General features: G+C 50.2%; 13 protein-coding genes, 1 pseudogene and 1 riboswitch. Of the genes and pseudogenes, 10 read left to right on the top strand and 4 right to left on the bottom strand.

Annotation, left to right across the window (positions count from 1 at the left end; all coding sequences use genetic code 11):
* The first annotated feature begins 46 nt into the window (after positions 1–46).
* The 3 genes from gatC to gatB are packed head-to-tail and all read left to right on the top strand — an operon-like array spanning position 47 to position 3,321.
* The gene (gene gatC, locus VK958_RS04360) at positions 47–334 is read left to right on the top strand and encodes an Asp-tRNA(Asn)/Glu-tRNA(Gln) amidotransferase subunit GatC (protein ID WP_325239294.1); all 288 of its coding nucleotides are present in this window, start codon (positions 47–49) and stop codon (positions 332–334) included.
* A gap of 58 nt (positions 335–392) precedes the next feature.
* Positions 393–1,874 (top strand): Asp-tRNA(Asn)/Glu-tRNA(Gln) amidotransferase subunit GatA, encoded by a 1,482-nt coding sequence (gene gatA, locus VK958_RS04355; protein WP_325239357.1) that lies wholly within the window; start codon positions 393–395, stop codon positions 1,872–1,874.
* Position 1,875: 1 nt separating this feature from the next.
* Positions 1,876–3,321, top strand: coding sequence for an Asp-tRNA(Asn)/Glu-tRNA(Gln) amidotransferase subunit GatB (gene gatB, locus VK958_RS04350; protein ID WP_325239293.1), 1,446 nt, complete (start codon positions 1,876–1,878; stop codon positions 3,319–3,321).
* 69 nt (positions 3,322–3,390) lie between these two features.
* Here gatB and VK958_RS04345 read toward each other — a convergent pair whose 3' ends face one another.
* From VK958_RS04345 to VK958_RS04335, 3 genes and pseudogenes are all read right to left on the bottom strand, one after another.
* Positions 3,391–4,386: a two-component system response regulator gene (locus tag VK958_RS04345; RefSeq protein WP_325239292.1), complete on the bottom strand. Its 996-nt coding sequence runs from the start codon at positions 4,384–4,386 to the stop codon at positions 3,391–3,393.
* Positions 4,383–8,087 carry a PAS domain S-box protein gene (locus tag VK958_RS04340; protein WP_325239291.1) on the bottom strand — a complete coding sequence of 1,235 codons (3,705 nt, stop codon included), beginning with the start codon at positions 8,085–8,087 and terminating at the stop codon, positions 4,383–4,385. The genes VK958_RS04345 and VK958_RS04340 overlap by 4 nt, the downstream gene beginning before the upstream one ends.
* 235 nt (positions 8,088–8,322) lie before the next feature.
* Positions 8,323–8,640, bottom strand: a pseudogene (locus tag VK958_RS04335) (hypothetical protein).
* 145 nt (positions 8,641–8,785) lie between these two features.
* Positions 8,786–8,898, top strand: a riboswitch (TPP riboswitch).
* A 30-nt stretch (positions 8,899–8,928) separates the two neighbouring features.
* Between VK958_RS04335 and thiC the strand changes: the two are divergent.
* From thiC to VK958_RS04320, 3 genes are all read left to right on the top strand, one after another.
* The gene (thiC, locus tag VK958_RS04330) at positions 8,929–10,839 is read left to right on the top strand and encodes a phosphomethylpyrimidine synthase ThiC (RefSeq protein WP_325239288.1); all 1,911 of its coding nucleotides are present in this window, start codon (positions 8,929–8,931) and stop codon (positions 10,837–10,839) included.
* A 156-nt stretch (positions 10,840–10,995) separates the two neighbouring features.
* Positions 10,996–12,648: a hypothetical protein gene (locus tag VK958_RS04325; RefSeq protein ID WP_325239287.1), complete on the top strand. Its 1,653-nt coding sequence runs from the start codon at positions 10,996–10,998 to the stop codon at positions 12,646–12,648.
* Between the two features lie 152 nt (positions 12,649–12,800).
* The gene (locus VK958_RS04320; RefSeq protein WP_325239286.1) at positions 12,801–13,316 is read left to right on the top strand and encodes a hypothetical protein; all 516 of its coding nucleotides are present in this window, start codon (positions 12,801–12,803) and stop codon (positions 13,314–13,316) included.
* A 51-nt stretch (positions 13,317–13,367) separates the two neighbouring features.
* Here VK958_RS04320 and VK958_RS04315 read toward each other — a convergent pair whose 3' ends face one another.
* Complete coding sequence (locus tag VK958_RS04315) at positions 13,368–13,907, bottom strand: YaeQ family protein (RefSeq protein WP_325239284.1); 540 nt, start codon at positions 13,905–13,907, stop codon at positions 13,368–13,370.
* 193 nt (positions 13,908–14,100) lie between these two features.
* Here VK958_RS04315 and VK958_RS04310 point away from each other — a divergent pair, with 193 nt between their 5' ends.
* The 4 genes from VK958_RS04310 to VK958_RS04295 form a co-directional block, all read left to right on the top strand.
* Positions 14,101–14,763: a TetR/AcrR family transcriptional regulator gene (locus VK958_RS04310; RefSeq protein WP_325239283.1), complete on the top strand. Its 663-nt coding sequence runs from the start codon at positions 14,101–14,103 to the stop codon at positions 14,761–14,763.
* Positions 14,750–16,189 (top strand): efflux transporter outer membrane subunit, encoded by a 1,440-nt coding sequence (locus tag VK958_RS04305; protein ID WP_325239282.1) that lies wholly within the window; start codon positions 14,750–14,752, stop codon positions 16,187–16,189. The genes VK958_RS04310 and VK958_RS04305 overlap by 14 nt, the downstream gene beginning before the upstream one ends.
* Position 16,190: 1 nt before the next feature.
* Entirely contained in the window at positions 16,191–17,354 is a 1,164-nt protein-coding gene (locus VK958_RS04300) for an efflux RND transporter periplasmic adaptor subunit (protein ID WP_325239280.1), read from the top strand.
* 2 nt (positions 17,355–17,356) lie between these two features.
* On the top strand, positions 17,357–19,287 hold a 1,931-nt coding region (locus VK958_RS04295; protein ID WP_325239279.1), incomplete at its 3' end, for an efflux RND transporter permease subunit.

The raw sequence follows: 19,287 nt of genomic DNA, 5'->3' as shown, positions 1-19,287 counted from the left end.
ACATGAAATTAAGATGTGATTTCGAATTCTTGAAGACTTATCCTCTATGGCACTCACTCTTGAAGACATCAAACGTATAGCGCATCTGGCTCGCATCGAAGTCAGTGACAAAGAAGCGCAAGAAACTTTAAATAAACTTTCCGGCATTTTAGGGCTGATCGAGCAAATGCAGGCAGTAGATACCACCGGAATTGCCCCCATGTCGCACTCCCAGGATGTCACGCAGCGCTTGCGTGAAGACGTGATCACCGAGACCGATCAGCGTACATTATTCCAGTCTATTGCCCCTGCCACGCAAGATGGTTTGTATCTTGTGCCCAAGGTCATTGAATAGACATTGATCGAACAATAGGTTGTTCCACAGTCGCCACTCCTAAAATACGGTTTTTATGATGATTAACAGTAGCCTCAAACAGCTGGGTCAACAACTGGCCAGCAAGCAAGTTTCCAGTGTCGAGCTCACGCAAGCCTATTTGCAGCGCGTGACACAACTCAACCCGGCCATCAATGCTTTTATCACCCTCGATGAAGAGAAAACCTTGGCGCAAGCCAAAGCTGCTGATGCGCGCATTGCCGCCGGTGACTTCGGCCCGCTGACCGGTATACCGCTCGCTCAAAAAGATATTTTCTGTGCCAAAGGCTGGCGTACCACTTGCAGCTCGAAAATGCTGGAAAAATTCATTGCACCCTATGATGCGCATGTCATCAGCCAGTTTGATGCCGCTGGTGCCGTGAACCTGGGCAAGACCAATATGGATGAGTTCGCCATGGGCTCTTCCAACGAGACCAGCTATTTTGGCGGCGTCAAAAACCCGTGGGATTTTGACCGTGTGCCTGGTGGTAGCTCGGGTGGTTCTGCGGCTGCGGTGGCTGCGCGCTTGTGCGCTGCCGCAACCGGCACAGATACTGGCGGCTCCATTCGCCAGCCAGCCTCATTGTGTGGCTTTACCGGCCTGAAACCGACTTACGGATTAGTCTCCCGCTACGGCATGATTGCCTTTGCTTCATCGCTGGACCAGGCGGGCCCGATGGCCAAATCGGCTGAAGACTGTGCACTGATGCTCAACGTGATGGCGGGTTTTGACGAACGTGATTCGACTAGCGTCAACCGCGAAAAAGAAGATTACACGCGTGGCCTCGCCAACATGCAAGGCGAGCAACCGTTAAAAGGCTTACGTATTGGCCTGCCTAAAGAATACTTTGCTGAAGGCCTGAGTGCCGACGTTGCCAAAGTGATTGAAACCGCCATTACCGAATATAAAAAACTGGGCGCAGAAATCGTCGATATCAGCCTACCGAATAACAACCTGTCTATCCCGGTTTACTACGTACTGGCTCCCGCAGAAGCTTCCAGCAATTTGTCTCGTTATGACGGTGTGCGCTACGGCCACCGCGCTGCCGAATACAACGACCTGCAGGAAATGTACATGAAGTCGCGCGCTGAAGGTTTTGGTGCCGAGGTCAAGCGCCGTATCCTGATCGGCACCTATGTATTGAGCGCAGGTTACTACGATGCCTATTACCTGAAAGCCCAGCAGATCCGCCGCCTGATTGCGCAAGATTTTGTGGAAGCGTTCAAACACTGTGATGTGATCATGGGTCCCGCTGCTCCTTCGACAGCCTTTAAGGCTGGGGAGAAGACCAGTGACCCGGTCGCGATGTACCTGGAAGATTTGTACACCATCGCCGTCAACTTGGCCGGTTTGCCAGGTATGAGCGTGCCGGCAGGTTTTACCCAAAGTGGTGACGGCAAACCGTTGCCGGTTGGTTTGCAGATCATCGGTAATTATTTTGATGAGGCGCGCATGCTGGATATCGGCCATGCCTATCAACAAGTGACTGACTGGCACACACGTATGCCGGAGGGAATCTAACATGCAGTGGGAAGTCGTGATTGGGTTGGAAACCCACGTTCAGTTACAAACAAAATCCAAGCAATTCAGTGGCGCTTCTACTACTTATGGCGCTGCGCCGAATACCCAAGCCTGCGAGGTAAGTATCGCTTTGCCAGGCGTATTGCCGGTGTTGAATAAACAATCCGTTGAATGTGCCATTAAATTCGGCCTGGCGATTGATGCCGAGATCGCGCCGCGCAGCATTTTCGCCCGCAAGAATTACTTTTACCCAGATTTGCCCAAAGGCTACCAGATCAGCCAGTTTGAGTTGCCGGTTGTGGGTAAAGGCAAAGTCACGATACAGGTGCCCGCTGGCAAAAACAGCGAGGCTTACGAGAAAGTCATTAACATCACGCGTGCGCATCTGGAAGAAGATGCCGGCAAATCGGTACATGATGCGGTAGAAGGCATGTCCGGCATTGATTTGAACCGTGCCGGAACACCGTTGCTGGAAATCGTCACCGAACCGGATATGCGTAGCGCTGCAGAAGCAGTCGCCTATGCCAAAAAACTGCATGAACTGGTGCAATGGATAGGTATTTGCGATGGCAATATGCAGGAAGGTTCGTTCCGCTGTGATGTCAACGTGTCAGTGCGCCCGAAAGGCACGGAAAAATTAGGCACGCGTCGCGAGATTAAAAACCTGAATTCTTTCAAGTTCATGTTGCAGGCGATTGAGTATGAAACGCAGTGGCAGATTGAAACATTGGAAGATGGCGGTACTATCCAGCAGGCGACCATCCTGTTCAACCCCGATACCGGCGAAACACGCGCCATGCGTAGTAAAGAGGAAGCTAACGATTATCGTTATTTCCCAGACCCGGATTTGTTACCGCTGGAAGTGACTGAAGCGGACAAGGCTCGCGTTCGAGCGGATATGCCGGAATTGCCGCAGGCACTGCAGGCGCGCTTCACCAGTGAGTATCAACTGTCAAGCTACGACGCCAGTAACCTGACAGGCTCGCGTGCAGTGGCAAATTACTTTGTTGCGGTGGTCAATGCCGGTGGTGACGCCAAGCAGGCTGCTAACTGGGTGATGGGTGCGCTGTCTGCCAAACTGAATGCCGATGAGAAAACCATAGACGCGAGTCCGGTCTCCGCGGCACAACTGGCTGCTTTATTGAAGCGCATTGCCGATAACACCATCTCTAACAATGCCGCCAAACAGGTGTTTGAAGGCCTATGGGTAGGAGAAGGCGACGTCGATGCGATTATTGAGGCTAAAGGCCTCAAGCAGGTGTCCGACACCGGAGCCATTGAAGCGATTATCAATGAAGTGCTGGCCGCAAATCAGGCGATGGTAGAAGAATACAAAGCCGGTAAGGAAAAAGCCTTTAATGCGCTGGTGGGCCAGTGTATGAAGGCTTCCAAAGGCAAGGCCAATCCGGCACAGGTGAATGAACTGCTGAAAACTAAATTAGGTTAGTCTTGCTTTATTCTGCCTAAGTGCTGGCTGAAGCGTAAAGTGACTAAAGTAAAAATAATGGCGTGACGATTACTCTTCGCGCCATTTTTCATTGATGGCGATCAAGTCTGGTAAACAGTTCAGCAACGCTTCGACCACCGCCGGGTCAAAGTGGCGGTTGCTTTGTGATTTGATTTCTTCAACTACCTTATCAATTGGCCAGGCTTCTTTGTAAGGACGCTTGCTCAGGAGCGCATCGAACACATCGGCGATGGCTACAATCCGTGCTTCAATCGGAATTTCTTCCCCCTTCATCCCAAATGGGTAGCCGGTACCATCCCATTTTTCATGATGATACAAGGCCACGGTATAGGCCAGTTTGATCAGTGGAGAAGTGGATTTGTCCAGGATATCAGCACCTAGCTGAGGATGGGTACGCATGGTTGCCAGTTCCTCATCATCGAGTTTTCCGGGTTTGAGTAATACATTGTCAGGGATGCCAATTTTGCCAATATCATGCATAGGCGCGGCATGTACCAGTTGCTCGGCAAAGCCTGCATCCATGCCAAGCTCCAGCGCTATCCTGCCTGATACATGACTCATGCGGATCACATGCATGCCGGTTTCGTTGTCTTTAAATTCCGCAGCACGTCCTAGGCGTTGAATCAATTCCAGGTGGGTACTTTTTAATTCGTCGATGTGAATTAATGACAGATGTGCTTTCACGCGCGCCCGTACCAGGGATGGCGAAATTGGCTTATTAATATAATCAACCCCACCCGCCTTAAATCCTTGTGACTCATCCGCTTCATCTGCCAGTGCGGTGACAAAAATCACCGGGATGGTCTGGGTGTCAGGATCATCTTTCAACTGTTTGCAGACTTCAAAGCCGGTCATGCCCGGCATCATCACGTCAAGCAGAATCAGCCGCGGCTTTTCCTTTTTCACCAGCTCAAGTGCATCCATGCCATTTTTGGCAAAGCTCAGGCGGTAGTCGTCCTGCAAAACTTGCTTGAGTACTTTCAGGTTGAGCGGTTCGTCGTCGACAATCAGAATCCGCGGTTGCTGGGTAATGTAGTCCATCATGAAGGTGTTCCTTGCGTCTGGGTCTCCAGTAGTTGATCGATCTGTATCACTGCTTGTTCAAAGTCAAACTCGTTCAGTGATTGCACAATGGCATTGCATTCTTCGCGCCAGGCAACAGGCGCATGCCGCATCAGTTTGTTTGCCAGCGTATCATCCAGTTCTGCCATGGCAGCCAGCGTGCGTAGTGTTTTCAAACAGCTGATGATCTGGTCTATATCCTTTTCTTCACTTGCAGCCGGGTTTTCAACAATAGCTGGTTGCAAGTCTTTCAATGAAGTAACTGCCTGCTGCAATACTTGGGCAAATGTCCGCAGCTTCTCAACCAATGCCACAGATTCTTGCCAGGTTTCTTCAGTGATATGTTCCAGGGCATGATAAACAGACTGGATCTGTGGCAACGCCAGATTGGCGCTCACGCCTTTATTGGCATGTGCGATGAGCTTTAATGCTGCAGGGTCATTCGCCTGTATAGCGTCGGTTAAGTGATCTATATGTCTTGGCGTTTCCAGCAAATATTGGCTGACCTCGTTCAAGTAAGTGTGAAGGTCACCCCACAACATCACCCCTTTATTGAGGTCGATATCTTGCTTGGCCATGGTTTGTTCAATGTGCACCGCGGGAGGTGAGACAATCACGCCATGCAGCACCCGCGCCATTTCGGCCAGCAATAACGGTAATTCAATAGGTTTGGAACTGAACCCATCCATATCGGCCTGTTTGGCGGCTAAACGGTCCTGCTCCAGTACGCTGGCCGTTAAGGCGATAATCGGCGTTCTATCCCAACCTGCTTCGCGCTCTATCTCGCGAATGCGGAGACTGGCGGTTAAGCCATCGACAACCGGCATCTGTACATCCATCAAAATGATATCAAATGCCCGTGTTTGCAGGGCGTCGATGACTTCTTGGCCATTGGTGGCCAGTGTCACTCTATGACCTTGTTTTTCAAGCATGATATTTAACAGTTTGCGGTTTTGTTCAATATCATCTGCTGCCAGAATATTCAGTGAAGGCAGGAAACTCTGGCTAGTATTAAGCTCAATCGGGTTCTCTTTGCGCGTGCCCTCCGCTAGAGGCAGGATCACAGTAAAGCAGCTACCTTGACCCAGCGTGCTGGCGGCAGTGATACGGCCATCCATCAACTCCACCAGCTGTTTACTGATCGTAGTGCCGAGCCCGGTGCCGCCAAAACGGCGACTCATGGTGGCATCCGCCTGGGTGAAAGGCGCGAAGATGCTTTCCAGACGATCCGCATCAATGCCGATGCCGGTATCAATCAGGTCAAACTGTATTTCGCCATTGGCTGTGGGGTAAACTTTTAATTCGACATAGCCGGATTCGGTAAATTTGACCGCGTTGCCGAGCAAGTTAGTCAGCACCTGGCGGATGCGGTGTTCGGCACCTTTGTAATAGCCTGAAGCCAGCGGATCCAGTGACAGCTTTAATTCCAGCTGTTTTTTGCGGGCTTGCAGCCACAGTGAAGAAATCACGCTATCAACCAGTTCACGCATGGAGAAGTCCACAATCTCCAGATCCAGCATGCCTCTTTCCAGTTTGGCACTGTCAAGAATGTCATTCAGCAGGTACAACAATGATTTGGCCGACTGGCTAATGGTGGTTAAGTAATTGCGCTGTTCCTGCTGCATGGCGGTGTCCAGCAGCAGCTCACTGAAACCGATGATGGAGTTCATCGGTGTGCGGATCTCATGGCTCATATTGGCCAGAAAGGTGCTTTTGACGCTGGCAGCCTGCTCGGCCTTTTCTTTGGCCAGCAGCATCTCCTGTTCCATCTGTTTACGTTCGCTGATGTCTATCATGAACATCACGACTTTGATCACTTTGCCATCTATATTGCGAATCGGGCTATACGAAGCATGTATCCAGATTTTTTTGCCGTGTTTGCCATAGCGCAAAAATTCGCCATGCACAAACTCACCTTTTTTAAGCGCAATCCACTTTTGTCTATAGCGGTCTGTGGAGACAAATTCCGGTGAGCAAAGGATAGAGTGATGGCGGCCGCGGATTTCAACCAGCTCATAGCCGAGCAGGTCCAGAAATCTGCGGTTGGCGCTCAGCACGAAACCATCAATGCTGAATTCGGCCATGCTGGTGGAGTTATTAATGGCATTCGCAATGCCTTCGAATTCGGCATTTCGTTGTTTGGATTCGGTCACGTCTAGCATCACCCCATCAAGCGCTTCAGCCGTGCCATCGTTACTGTAGATCGCGGAGGCAAACTCTGAAATCCATTTTTCATTGCCGTCGCGATCGGTGATGCGGTATTCAATGGCATAGTTGGTGCGTTGGGCAACGGCCTTTTCCACAATAGGTTGGATTCGCTCCGCATCATCCACGTGGATCAGCTGCGAAAAATGCATGGTGCCATTGAGGAAGTCCTCCACTTTCCAGCCAGTCATTTCCAGCACTGCATCACTGATCAGTCGCATGCTCCACCTGTCATCCAGGTTGCAACGGAACGTCACGCCCGGGATATTATTCATCATGGAACGGATCTGCTGGTCTTTTTCACGGATGGCTTTTTCAATCGCTTTGCGCTGGGTAAGGTCAGTGATAAAGCCGACAAATAATTTTTCTGACGGTAGCTCGACCTCACCTATCGCCAGACGGACCGGGAACTGTGTGCCATCTTTTTTGATGGCGTCGAGATCGCGGCCTTCATCCATTACCTGCGCGCCTTTACCGCGTTTTCTCAGGTGTTGCAGGTGGACCGAGAAATCGGATTTCGGCAGCAGCATAGCCATGTTTTTACCTTCAAGCTCCGATTTGTGCCAGCCAAACAGCTTCTCAACGACCTCATTACAGGAGATGATCCTGCCGCTGGTGTCAATGGTCAGGATTCCGTCCACAGCCGTATTCAGGATAGTCGACAGGCGTGTCTCACTGGCCTGGATGTTTGCCATGATCTGCCGGTAACTGATCAATACATTAATGGCGGTGGCAATCATGCCTATCAGTATCGTCACTAGTGTGATGCCCAGTGCCAGTGAGATGGATTGATTATCTGCCGGATCGAATCCTGGCTGTGCCTTACCGATAAAACGTGCTGATGCCATGCCTGTGTAATGCATGGCGGTGATGGCACTGCCCATCAACACGCCACCCAGTGCGATGCTCACTTTGGCCGGCAGCTTGCCTGTCTTGTTGAGAAAAATGCCTGTCCATAACGAGAGAGTGGCCAGGCTGACGACTACCACGACAGACATCAATACCCAGCCCAGGTCAAATTTGAGCATAGGCCCCATTTGCATGGCAAGCATACCGGTGTAATGCATGGCGCCTATGCCGGCACCTACCGAAAACCCGCCCTTGATGAGCTTGGGATAATCAAGCCGGTTCTCTGTCATCAGGTTCAATGCATAGTAAGACGCCAAAATGCCTGGCATCATCGAAATCATAGTGACTTCAGGGTTATACGTCACCTTAGTGCAGATTTCATAGGCCAGCATGCCGATAAAATGCATGGCCCAAATACCCGCGCCCAGTGAAACCGAGCTGGCAAGAATGGAAAATTTCTGTGAGAGCACAGAGGTCTGCTTTTGTGAAAGACGCGTCAGTTGTAATGCCAGGACAGAGGTGCCGATAGCCACCATGGCAGACAGGACGACTAACCATGGATTGTAAGTACCATAGAGCAGGGTGGTGGGTGACCCTTCCCTGAAAAAGAAAATACTGTACCAATCCATGCGGTGATTGCCTTCAATAAAAATGTTGATCTTGCGAGCGATATTTTATCTGGTGCATACGATAAATAATATTGAGAACAATGCTGTTTTTAAAGGCTATTTCACCGTTTAGTTGATCGGAATGAATAGGGGTTTTGCATGTGTCAGAAAAGCACAAAACCCCGCAGATGCAGGGTTTTCTAGGACAGTCAGTGTTGATTTTAGGTGATTAATGACGCTGCACGTGACAAATCAGCTAGTAACAAATCTTCATAAAACCGATGGTGCTCAGTACCAAACTGATGGCAGGAAATACCTTCCATTTCATTTTGCTGCAGAAGTCGCTGTCAAAATGCCGCAATTGTGAAAATAGTCGGGTTGGTAAATCCGCCGATATCCACGCAGACACAGGCAAATGATGTAATTCAATGCCAGCGGTTTTGCATGCAGCAAAAAACCCAGTTGATCCAGCATCGATACCCTGAATAGGGAGCCAGCGGGCAAAAGACATTAGCCATGCGGATAAAATTAAAACGGTAGTACAGGTAACTGCGGCTATCAATAAGACGTCCATTTTTTCTCTCCTGAGCTCTGATGTAAGGATGCCCCGTATTTTTATTGTGTCGGGTAATGCGATTGTAGACAGTTTGTCTACTTGTCAATCCCCGGACCATGCACACGTTAAAACTTGCGTTATCCGGTGTTTTCCCGCACAATCCGTCCGTTGCTAGGGGTCTGTAAACCCTTCATTTATTGAAGATTTTGCAGTGAGAATTACCCTTCGAACCTGATGTGGTTGATACCACCGTAGGGAATGCAAAATTTTTTCGCATCCTTACGTCTTTTCTTTTAAGGATGCCAAATGAACGCCATAGATAAAAATCTCCAGTCCCAGGATCTTAAATCTAAAAATATTAAATTCGTTAACGCTGAGGCAAAAGTTGACGAAGCCACCACCAAACCATTTGCCAAGTCGCGCAAAATCTATGTTCAAGGTTCCCGCCCTGATATCCAGGTGCCATTCCGTGAAATTTCACTCAGCGATACGCCTTCCAGTTTCGGTGGCGACATTAACCCGCCCGTGGTGGTTTACGATACATCCGGCCCTTATACCGATCCAAATGTAGACATTGATATCCGTAACGGTTTGCCTGCGTTGCGTGCGCAATGGGTGATGGAGCGTGGCGATGTAGAGCAGCTGGATGGCCCTAGCTCTGAGTTTGGTCACCAACGTCTGGTCGATCCTGAATTGTCACAAATGCGTTTTAACCTGCATCGCAAACCGCTACGTGCCAAGGCTGGTATGAATGTCAGCCAGATGCACTATGCGCGTCAAGGGATCATCACGCCGGAGATGGAGTTCATCGCGATTCGCGAAAACCAGCGCCGTGAAAACATGAGTGAATTACTGCAAACGCAGCATGCCGGCCAGAATTACGGTGCAAATATTCCTAAAGTCATCACACCTGAGTTTGTGCGTGACGAAGTGGCGCGTGGCCGTGCCATTATCCCTGCCAACATTAACCATCCTGAAATTGAGCCTATGATTATTGGCCGTAATTTCCTGGTCAAAATCAACGCCAATATCGGTAATTCTGCACTGGGTTCTTCCATCTCTGAGGAAGTGGAAAAAATGGTCTGGGGTACACGCTGGGGCGGCGATACCGTGATGGATCTGTCTACCGGTAAAAACATCCACGAAACGCGGGAATGGATTATCCGCAACTCACCGGTGCCTATCGGTACTGTGCCTATTTACCAGGCGCTGGAAAAAGTCAACGGCAAGGCTGAAGACCTGACCTGGGAAATCTTCCGCGACACGCTGATTGAACAAGCTGAACAGGGCGTAGATTACTTTACCATCCATGCCGGTGTGCGACTGGCTTATATCCCGATGACTGCCAAGCGTATGACCGGCATCGTGTCGCGCGGTGGATCCATCATGGCGAAATGGTGCCTGGCACATCATAAAGAATCATTCCTGTATGAGCATTTTGAAGATATCTGCGAAATCATGAAGCAGTACGATGTATCGTTCTCCCTGGGTGATGGCCTACGTCCTGGTTCGATTTACGATGCCAACGATGAAGCGCAATTTGCCGAGTTGAAAACACTGGGTGAGCTGACACAGATTGCCTGGAAACATGACGTGCAATGCATGATCGAAGGCCCGGGCCACGTGCCTATGCACCTGATCAAAGAGAACATGGATCTGCAACTGGAGCACTGCGGTGAAGCCCCGTTTTACACTCTGGGCCCCTTGACGACTGATATCGCGCCTGGCTACGACCATATCACTTCGGGTATTGGTGCGGCGATGATAGGCTGGTATGGCTGTGCCATGCTGTGCTATGTGACACCGAAAGAGCACTTGGGTCTGCCGGACAAAGAAGACGTGCGTGTCGGTATCATTACTTACAAAATTGCAGCGCATGCGGCTGACCTGGCTAAAGGCCACCCTGGCGCGCAGATCCGTGACAATGCCTTATCCAAAGCACGTTTCGAATTCCGCTGGGAAGACCAGTTCAACCTTGGCCTTGACCCTGAAAAAGCCAAGGAATTCCACGATGAAACCCTGCCGCAGGAAGGCGCGAAACAAGCGCATTTCTGTTCTATGTGCGGCCCGCATTTCTGCTCGATGAAAATCACGCAGGATGTACGCGATTATGCGGATAAACTGGGTGTGGATGAGCAGGCCGCTTTACAAAAAGGCATGCAGGAAAAAGCGATAGAATTCGTGAAAAAAGGCAGCGAGGTTTACCAGAAGGTCTGATAACTTTTTGTATCTGAAGAAAACCGGCTAGTGCCGGTTTTTTTATTGCTGTAAATTTGCTTATTTAATCAGCAAATCAGTTGCTTTTCCAAGCATTCAACACAGCCGTCTCGCGTTATAGTCCACCATCTAAAAAGCGGATATAGGGTTAGTACAATGGCGGATAACCTGCAAAGCAGCATAGTACGTGACTTCCGGCAAACATTATTGTGGCCGATACAGCTGATGACAGAAAACAGCGATCCCTATGCCATGCATTGCCCGTGGAAGACCTTGAGTGCCGACCCTGATTCGAAATGGGTGGAAATAAAAGACGAATTTTTACAGGATTCGCCACATCTGAGTGAAGCACGCTACCAGGAGTTCGTCACCTTTTTGCCGTTTGCGCAGCGTTTTTTATACGGCGAAGGCCGTCACGGACGCGAAGCCGGTGGCTATGGCGAGTCGCCTATCCATATTTTTACGCGCAGTGATATCAGCCATGTCCGCATTAAATTGCATGACGAACCCGAAAGCCTGCTACTACGTGTTTCGCATGTAGAGCTTTATTTCTTTTTTGACATCGATGTCGCGATGCTGGCGTTTGAGGTCACCGGCAACGAATTGCCATTAAAATCTGCCATGGAGATTCTTTACCGTCTGGGCCGCACCTACCCCAACTATTGGGATGACACCGGCGAAGGCGGCCATTGCGCAGAGCGTATTGAATGGCTGGATAAGCAGGGTGAGATAATCGCCAGCTCGGATTATGAAGACAAGGCGCGCTACCTTGCCTATGTGAAAGAAAACCATGTGCCCTGCGTGTCTTTACATTGGCTGGCGTTGCTGCATCCGTTGGTGCCGCATTATTCCGGACAGCAGGGCGCGCTACGTTATCGTGAAATTGAGTATCAGCGCATGCCACTGATGGCTTACCTTTCATTTGACGATGTCAGCCAGCTTAGCCGAGGTGACATGATCCGCCTCGGTTTGGTTTGCCAGCCCTGGCATTCAGAAACTTTGCCATTTACCGAACAGTTTTTGCAGGCGTTTGAAAAGAACAACTGCTATGACCGCTATTGGGATGAGTCGCGGATAGATCCATGGAGCACGACGCGTATCATGTGCACCGGGCAAAATTTTGTGGTGGTTGGCAGTCATCAGCACCGTGTCTTTACCAATGAAAAAACCGGTATCAAGCGCCATTACCAGAACCAGTATTTCTTGTTGTTCCTGATTGCGCATTTCCAGAAAGCGGCTCTGCTGATGCTGTCTGACCGCATGGTGCAAGCCATCAGCAGGCTGGATGTTCAGCGTGAAGATTCTGTCAAGGCGTTCCGCGCCCGCATCCGGCATGCGACGGCTGTGTTTTTACGGTTTACCCATCGCTACTGGTTTGAGAATGTGTCTGACCAAGCGGTCGCTAAAGACCTGTTTACCCTGATGCTGAAGCAGCTGGATTCCGTGAGCCTGTTTGAAAAAACCCGCCGCCGCATCATGGATATGGCTGAATACCTGGAAGGTGAAGAAATCAAACGCCAGGCCGATACCGTGGTGCGACTCACGGTAGTCACGATACTGGGCCTCATCGGCACCATGACCAGCGGCCTGCTGGGCATGAACCTGATAGACCTTACCCAAAGCAGTGGGCTGGAAAAAGTGGCTTATTTTGCGCTGGTATTTATCCCGGTCAGCCTGCTCACATTTTACACAGTGATCAAATCCAGGAGGTTATCGTTATTCCTAGACGCGCTTTCTAATGAAGGCGCAGGTCTACGCTATAAGCTGGGCAAGCTTAAAAGTGTATGGATGGGCAAGCTCGAAGATTAGATAATTACGCAAAAAACTAAGCAGCTGATAGCTAATTCGCTGGCTTGAATAGAAAATTGAACTGGACTTTCACACTTGTTAAAAAATGAATCTTTGCGCCAATACCTTTTCAAATATCACAAGACGATGTGATATCGATGAGGAGAAACGTAATGAGACGAAAGCTTTATTTTGTTTTGCCGAATATCAGCACTGCACACACCATGATGGACGAGTTGCTGCTGGATAGAATTGATGAGAACCACATTCATTTTCATGCCGAAAAAGAGCAGGAATTGGGTAGTTTGCCTAAAGCTGTCGCCATGGAAAAATCCGATGTTATTTACAGCGCCATGGGCGGTTTTTTGTTTGGTGCTTTATTTGGGTTGCTCGGTGGCGTACTGGCTTATATGGTGCCATGGTGGTTTGGCGAGGTTTCGCTCACGGTGATTCCCTACTGCATGGTATTAGGCGCACTGGCTTGTGCTGCCTGGGCAGCTGCGGTGGCAACAGCCGCGCCCAGTTACCGTATCAGGTCATATAAAGGCGCGATCGAACAGGGTAATGTCCTGATGATTGTGTCAGTACCATTGCGCAGGCTGAACGAAATTCGTCGCCGTTTAGTGAGCCGCCATCCGGAGGCTATTTACACTGGTGTATGGCCTGCAGAGCATCATTTGTTTCCATGATAAAAAAGCCAGCAGTTGCTGGCTTTTTAGTATCAATTCCATGATTCTATTTCACTCCACTTCTTTCAAGCGTAGCACTTCCAGCTCGAAACTACCGCCTTCATAACTCACCAGTATTTGCTGGTCCTGAATAGTAAAGCTGATCGCAAGGCTTCTGGCTGCAGGTGTCTTTAGTTGCTCGGTATCAGGGAGGGTAATCACTGTCACATTGTCGAGCTTAAGTACTGCTTTGCTGTTCTGCGTCCACCACATATCAGCAGTCCTGCCGCCATATAGCACCTGCACTACGTGTTTTGATTTGCCACAGGCTTTGCGGATCTCGCGCTCTTCCGGCAATCCAACACATATCCAGCGTTCAATCGCGCCAGTTAAATCTTTTTGCCACAAATCAGGCTCATCTTCTTCGCTTAGTCCATTACCAAAGGCGAGGTTTTCATTGGCATACAGTACAAACGCCAGTAAACGGACCATTAACCGCTCATCCGTTTCTGAAGGATGTTTAGCCAGCGTAAGGTTGTGCTGTTGATAGTAATGCCTATCCATATCCGCAATGTTGAGGTCTATTTTATAGATGGTGGATTTCAGCGCCATGCCTGAACAATCTCGTTTGAATTTAAGTGATGCGAGTATAGCAAACCCTGTATGACACGCGCTGGTAATCATATCAAGACTCTCAAGTATCATGACGGATACAACAAAGTTCTTGCGTGTTTATAGAAAGTAATTAAAATGAAAATGAAACGTTTTATTTTTATTTATGCAGAATCCTATACTTTTATCCCCGATGGACATTTCACCTCATAAGGTTAAAGCTGGCCGCCCCAAAGCGGGCACCGAGCATGAGCGCCACGCGTTGATGCTGGAGCAGGCATTAGAGCTGTTTATGCTTGAAGGCGTGTCGCAAACCAGTGTCGCACGCATTGCTAACGTGTGCGGAGTGTCGACGCGAACCATTTATGAGCGCTTTGATAATAAATATGCGCTGCTGATTGCGGCGATCAAACATATGGTGGAAAAAGATGTCTCTGCCATGGTGCAAATCGATAATTTATCTAACCAGACGCTGCAACAGGTACTTACGGATATTGGCCGCTTTATGCTCAATCGAGTGCTTGAACCGCGCATGTTGTCTTTCTTTAAAATTGGCGTGGCCGAAGCCTCACATTTACCGGAATTAGCCCGCGCAATGAAAGCGGTGGGGCCTGAGCGCATCCATCAAATGTTGTCTGATATCTTTAGTTTCTATGCCGCAAAAAACATGTTGCCGACGCTGGATTTCAAGCGTGCTGCCGAGTCTTATTGTGAGCTGCTGATCGCCGCACCGCGACAAAAAGCTTTATTTGGCGTGTTAGGCGCAGACTGGGATGCCGAAGCGCATCTCGCTTTTGTAGTGAATTTGTTTTTGCACGGATTGCAGGGAATGGAGCCGGCCAATGCAGTTAAGTAAACATTGGGTTTGGCTATGCATACTGCCGCTGGCCAGTTGCTCGGTCATTGATGAGTATACCCGCCCCAACCCGATCAAGGTTCAAGAGTGGCAGGCGCCATTACCGCATCACGGCAATATAAGTTCATTAACCAACTGGTGGGCGCAATTCAAGGACCCGGTGCTAGACCAATTACTGGCGCAGGCACAAAAAGAAAGCCCTTCGCTGGAAATTGCGTTGGCTAATATTCGTACCGCACGCGCGAATGTACTTTCCGCACGCGCGCAGGGGATTCCTGATTTAACCAGCACCGGTAGTATGAACCGCAGCAAAGGCGGCGGTGGCGGTGGCGCGTTCCCTGCCACCACGATTGAAATTGATTCGATTACGCTGGATGCCAGCTGGGAAGTCGATCTGTTTGGAAAAATAAAGGCAGCTAAACAAGCGGCCAAAGCACAACTGGAAGCGAAAAAAATCGCGTGGCACGATGCACGCCTGACGGTAGCGGCAGAAGTCGCGAACAACTACGTGAATTATCGTGCCTGCCAGGCCTCGGTGGATGCATTGCAAGGGGCATTTAACTCGCGTAAAGAAACCGCACGTTTGACAGGCATTTCAGCCAAGGCTGGCTTTACCGCCCCGTCTGATCTTGCGCTGGCAGAGGCAGCTACGCATGCGAGTGAGTCTACACTGGATGGCCAACAGGCAGAATGTGAAGGGTTGGTAAAAGCATTGGTTGAGTTAACCAACTACCCCGAACCGGAGTTAAAAGCTTTGCTTGCCAAAGGCAAGGGCGTGCCGCAACCAGCAATGTTTGAAGTGAATGCATTGCCGGCAACCTTGCTGACACGTCGCCCGGATCTGGCGATTGATGAACGTAACCTGGCAGAGGCCAGCGCCAATGCAGGCGTAGCCAAAGCACAACTTTATCCAAGTCTGACCTTAAGCGGTTCGATAGGTTATCGCCGTACTAATTTTGGCGGTACGGTCACCCGCGCTGATACCTGGTCGTATGGGCCTTCAATCAAATTGCCGATTTTTGATGGTGGTACTTTACGTGCCGACCTGGCCGAAGCGCGCGCCAATTTTGATAGCCTGATGGCCACTTATAAACAAGATGTACGCAAAGCCCTAAAGGAAGTGGAACAGGCGCTGGTCAATCTTGACAGTGCCAACCGGCGAGCACAATCCGAACAGGCTAGTGCTCAGCAATATGCGCAATATTTCAAGGCCGCTGAACTGAACTGGAAATCTGGTGGTATTGATTTACTGTCATTGGAAGATGCGCGCCGCCAGAAAATCAATGCCGAGTTAAATGTAGTGACGCAGCAAAAGAATAGAGTTTTACAGTGGATTGCCCTCTATAAAGCCTTTGGTGGCGATTGGTATGAGATGCAGCAGCAGGAAAAGCAAGACAACAAAAATACGACAGGAAAAGGTAAATAGCATGGCTAGAGGACGCTCAAAAAAAGGAATATTTCTGGTCATTGCCGCATTGCTGGTGGGCATAAGTGTTTGGTTTTTTCAGCATCCGTCGCACAAGACTGAACTGGCGGAAAAGCGCGGTAATCGTGCCACAAAAGAAAGCGCTAGCGGATTAAGCAAAGCAACATTAAGTGTAGAGGCTAGCAGCCCCGCAGCAGTGCAATGGCCGATGACGCTGGTGTTGAATGGCAGTATTTACCCCTGGCAAGAAGCACTAGTCAGTGCTGAGATCGCCGGTTTGCGTATTCAGCAAGTATTAGTTGAGGTGGGTGCACAGGTCAGCAAAGGCCAGCCGCTGGTGCTGTTGGCAGATGAAACTGTAAAAGCGGATTTGCAGAAACAACTCGCTACGGTAGAAAAAGATAAAGCAGGCCTGGCGGAAGCCAAAAGTAATGCTGACCGAGCCAATGAAATTAAAGACAGCGGTGCATTGTCTGCCCAAAAAATTAATGAGTATGTGATTGCCCTGCAAACTGCCAGAGCTAATCTGGCGTTATCAGAAGCCGAATTGGAAAACCAGCGTATCCGTATTCGCCAGACTAAAGTGGTTGCGCCGGATGATGGCGTGATATCTGAACGGTCTGCAAATTTGGGGAATGTAGTTTCTGCCGGTACTGAATTGTTCAAGCTGATCCGCCAAAATCGTATCGAATGGCGCGGCGAAGTCAATGCTGACCAGCAAGGCGCTTTGCATGCCGGGCAAACCGTCACTCTTAACCTGGCCGGTGGTAAAACCGTATCAGGAAAAGTACGCCTGATTTCACCGGTGGTAGATAACAATACGCGTAATGCGCTGGTGTATGTCGATATCCCTAAAAATAGCGCCAAGCCTGGCATGTACGTACAAGGGAAAATCGATATCGGCCAGCAACAAGGCCTGGCGATCCCCTTAAGTGCCGTGACATACCGTGATGGTTTTGCCTATGTGTTTGTGCTGGGTAATACTAATGCGGATGGCATGAGTAGAATCACGCAACGTAAGGTAAAAACCGGCCGTACGCTGGGCGAGCAGATTGAAGTATTGAGTGGCGTAGATGCCGCAGAAAAACTGGTGCTCAGCGGCGGCGCTTTCCTGAATGATGGCGACACCGTAAAAGTGGTGACACCCGCCAAGGCCGGAGCTTAAACATGAATTTTTCGGCCTGGTCGATCCGTAATCCGGTTCCGGCAATCCTGCTGTTTGTAGTGCTGACCTTCCTGGGTATCCGCTCGCTGAACCAGTTAGGCAAACAGAATTTCCCCGATATTGAACTGCCGGTGATCATGGTCAGCGCGACGCTGGAAGGCGCGGCCCCGCCGCAGCTGGAAACGGAGGTGGCGCGCAAGCTGGAAGACAAGATTGCGACCATTGGTGGCATTGAGCATATGTCCAGCGTCATCACTGATGGTGGCGTCAGCATCAGCGTGCAATTCACGATAGATACCAATAGTGAAGAGGCGCTCAACCTGGTGCGCAATGCGGTAGATAGTGCGCGATCCGAGCTACCAGCGGCGGTGACCACGCCGACAGTCTCTAAACTGACGACTGCCGGCAGCGCCATTCTCACGTATGTTGTCTCAGCGGAAAACATGGACGAAGGCGAATTGTCCTGGTTTGTCGATAACGAGATCAGCAAGGCCATGCTGTCGGTCACAGGCGTCGGCAAGATCAGTCGTACCGGCGGCGTAGACCGTGAAGTGCAAGTCAACCTCGACCCGACCTTGATGTCAGGTTTAGGCGTCAATGTCAGCGATGTGTCGGCACAACTTAAACGTGTGCAGCAGGATGCCTCTGGTGGCCGTGGCGATATTGGCGACAACATCCAGTCAGTACGCACACTGGGTGCGCTACACAGCGCTGATGAAGTACGCAACCTGGATATTCCTATCAGTGATGGCCGTCATATCAAGTTGTCGCAAGTAGCTGAAGTGCTGGATACCTATGCTGAGCGCAGCACCTATGCGAGCTATGATGGCAAAGAAGTGATCCGTTTTGAAATCACGCGCAGCAAAGGCACCAGCGAAGTCACCGTAGCCAAACATGTGCGGGAAGCGCTGGCGAAATTCGAGCAGTTGCATCCGCAGGTCAAGATTGTCGAAGCCTTTAATATGGTCAAGCCGGTGGAAGACAACTATAACGGCTCCATGCAATTGTTATACGAAGGCGCATTGCTGGCGGTGCTGGTGGTGTGGTGGTTCCTGCGAGACTGGCGCGCGACCATTATTGCCTCGGTGGCATTGCCGTTATCCATGATCCCAACCTTTGCCTTTATGCAGTATTTCGGCTTTTCGCTAAACCTGCTGACTTTGCTGGCACTGGCACTGGTAGTAGGCATCCTGGTCGATGATGCGATTGTGGAAATCGAGAACATCGTTCGCCATTTGCGCATGGGCAAAACCCCGTACCAGGCGGCGATGGAAGCGGCTGACGAAATCGGTTTTGCCGTGATTGCCACTACGTTTACGCTGGTAGCTATTTTCCTGCCGACTGCGTTTATGAGCGGGATTCCCGGCAAGTTTTTCAAACAATTCGGCATTACGGCAGCCATTGCCATCACTTGCTCACTGATTGTGGCGCGCTTGCTCACGCCCATGATGTCGGCTTACCTATTAAAACCGCATCCTGTCAAAGAAGAACAAACATCAAATACCATGCGCATATATCTGCGCTGGGTGGCCTGGTGTTTGGCCCACCGTAAAACCGTGGTGCTGGGGTTTGTGCTGTTTATCATTGGCTCCATGAGCCTGATGCCATTGCTGCCCAAAGGCTTTGTGCCTTCTTCGGACAGCAGCCAGACCAAGGTGAACATCGAACTGCAGCCAGGCACGCCGTTGTCGCAAACCCGCCGCCTGGTAGATCAGGCAGAACGTATCGTGAGGCAGCATCCCGAAGTCAAGGCGGTGTTTAGTGCCGCTGGCGCGGCCAGTACCGGCGGTGGCGGGCCGCATGCAGCGGAAAACACCACGGATGTACGCAAAGGCAGCCTGATTATCAGCCTGACAGACCGTAGTGACCGCAAACAGAAACAATCCCAGATCGAAGCTGATTTGCGCGAGCGCTTGAAAAACCTGCCGGGAGC

Source organism: Methylophilus sp. (assembly GCF_035460085.1).
Taxonomy (GTDB): domain Bacteria; phylum Pseudomonadota; class Gammaproteobacteria; order Burkholderiales; family Methylophilaceae; genus Methylophilus.
Note: the sequence above shows the minus strand (reverse complement) of the source record. Positions and strands in the feature narration are given on the sequence as shown.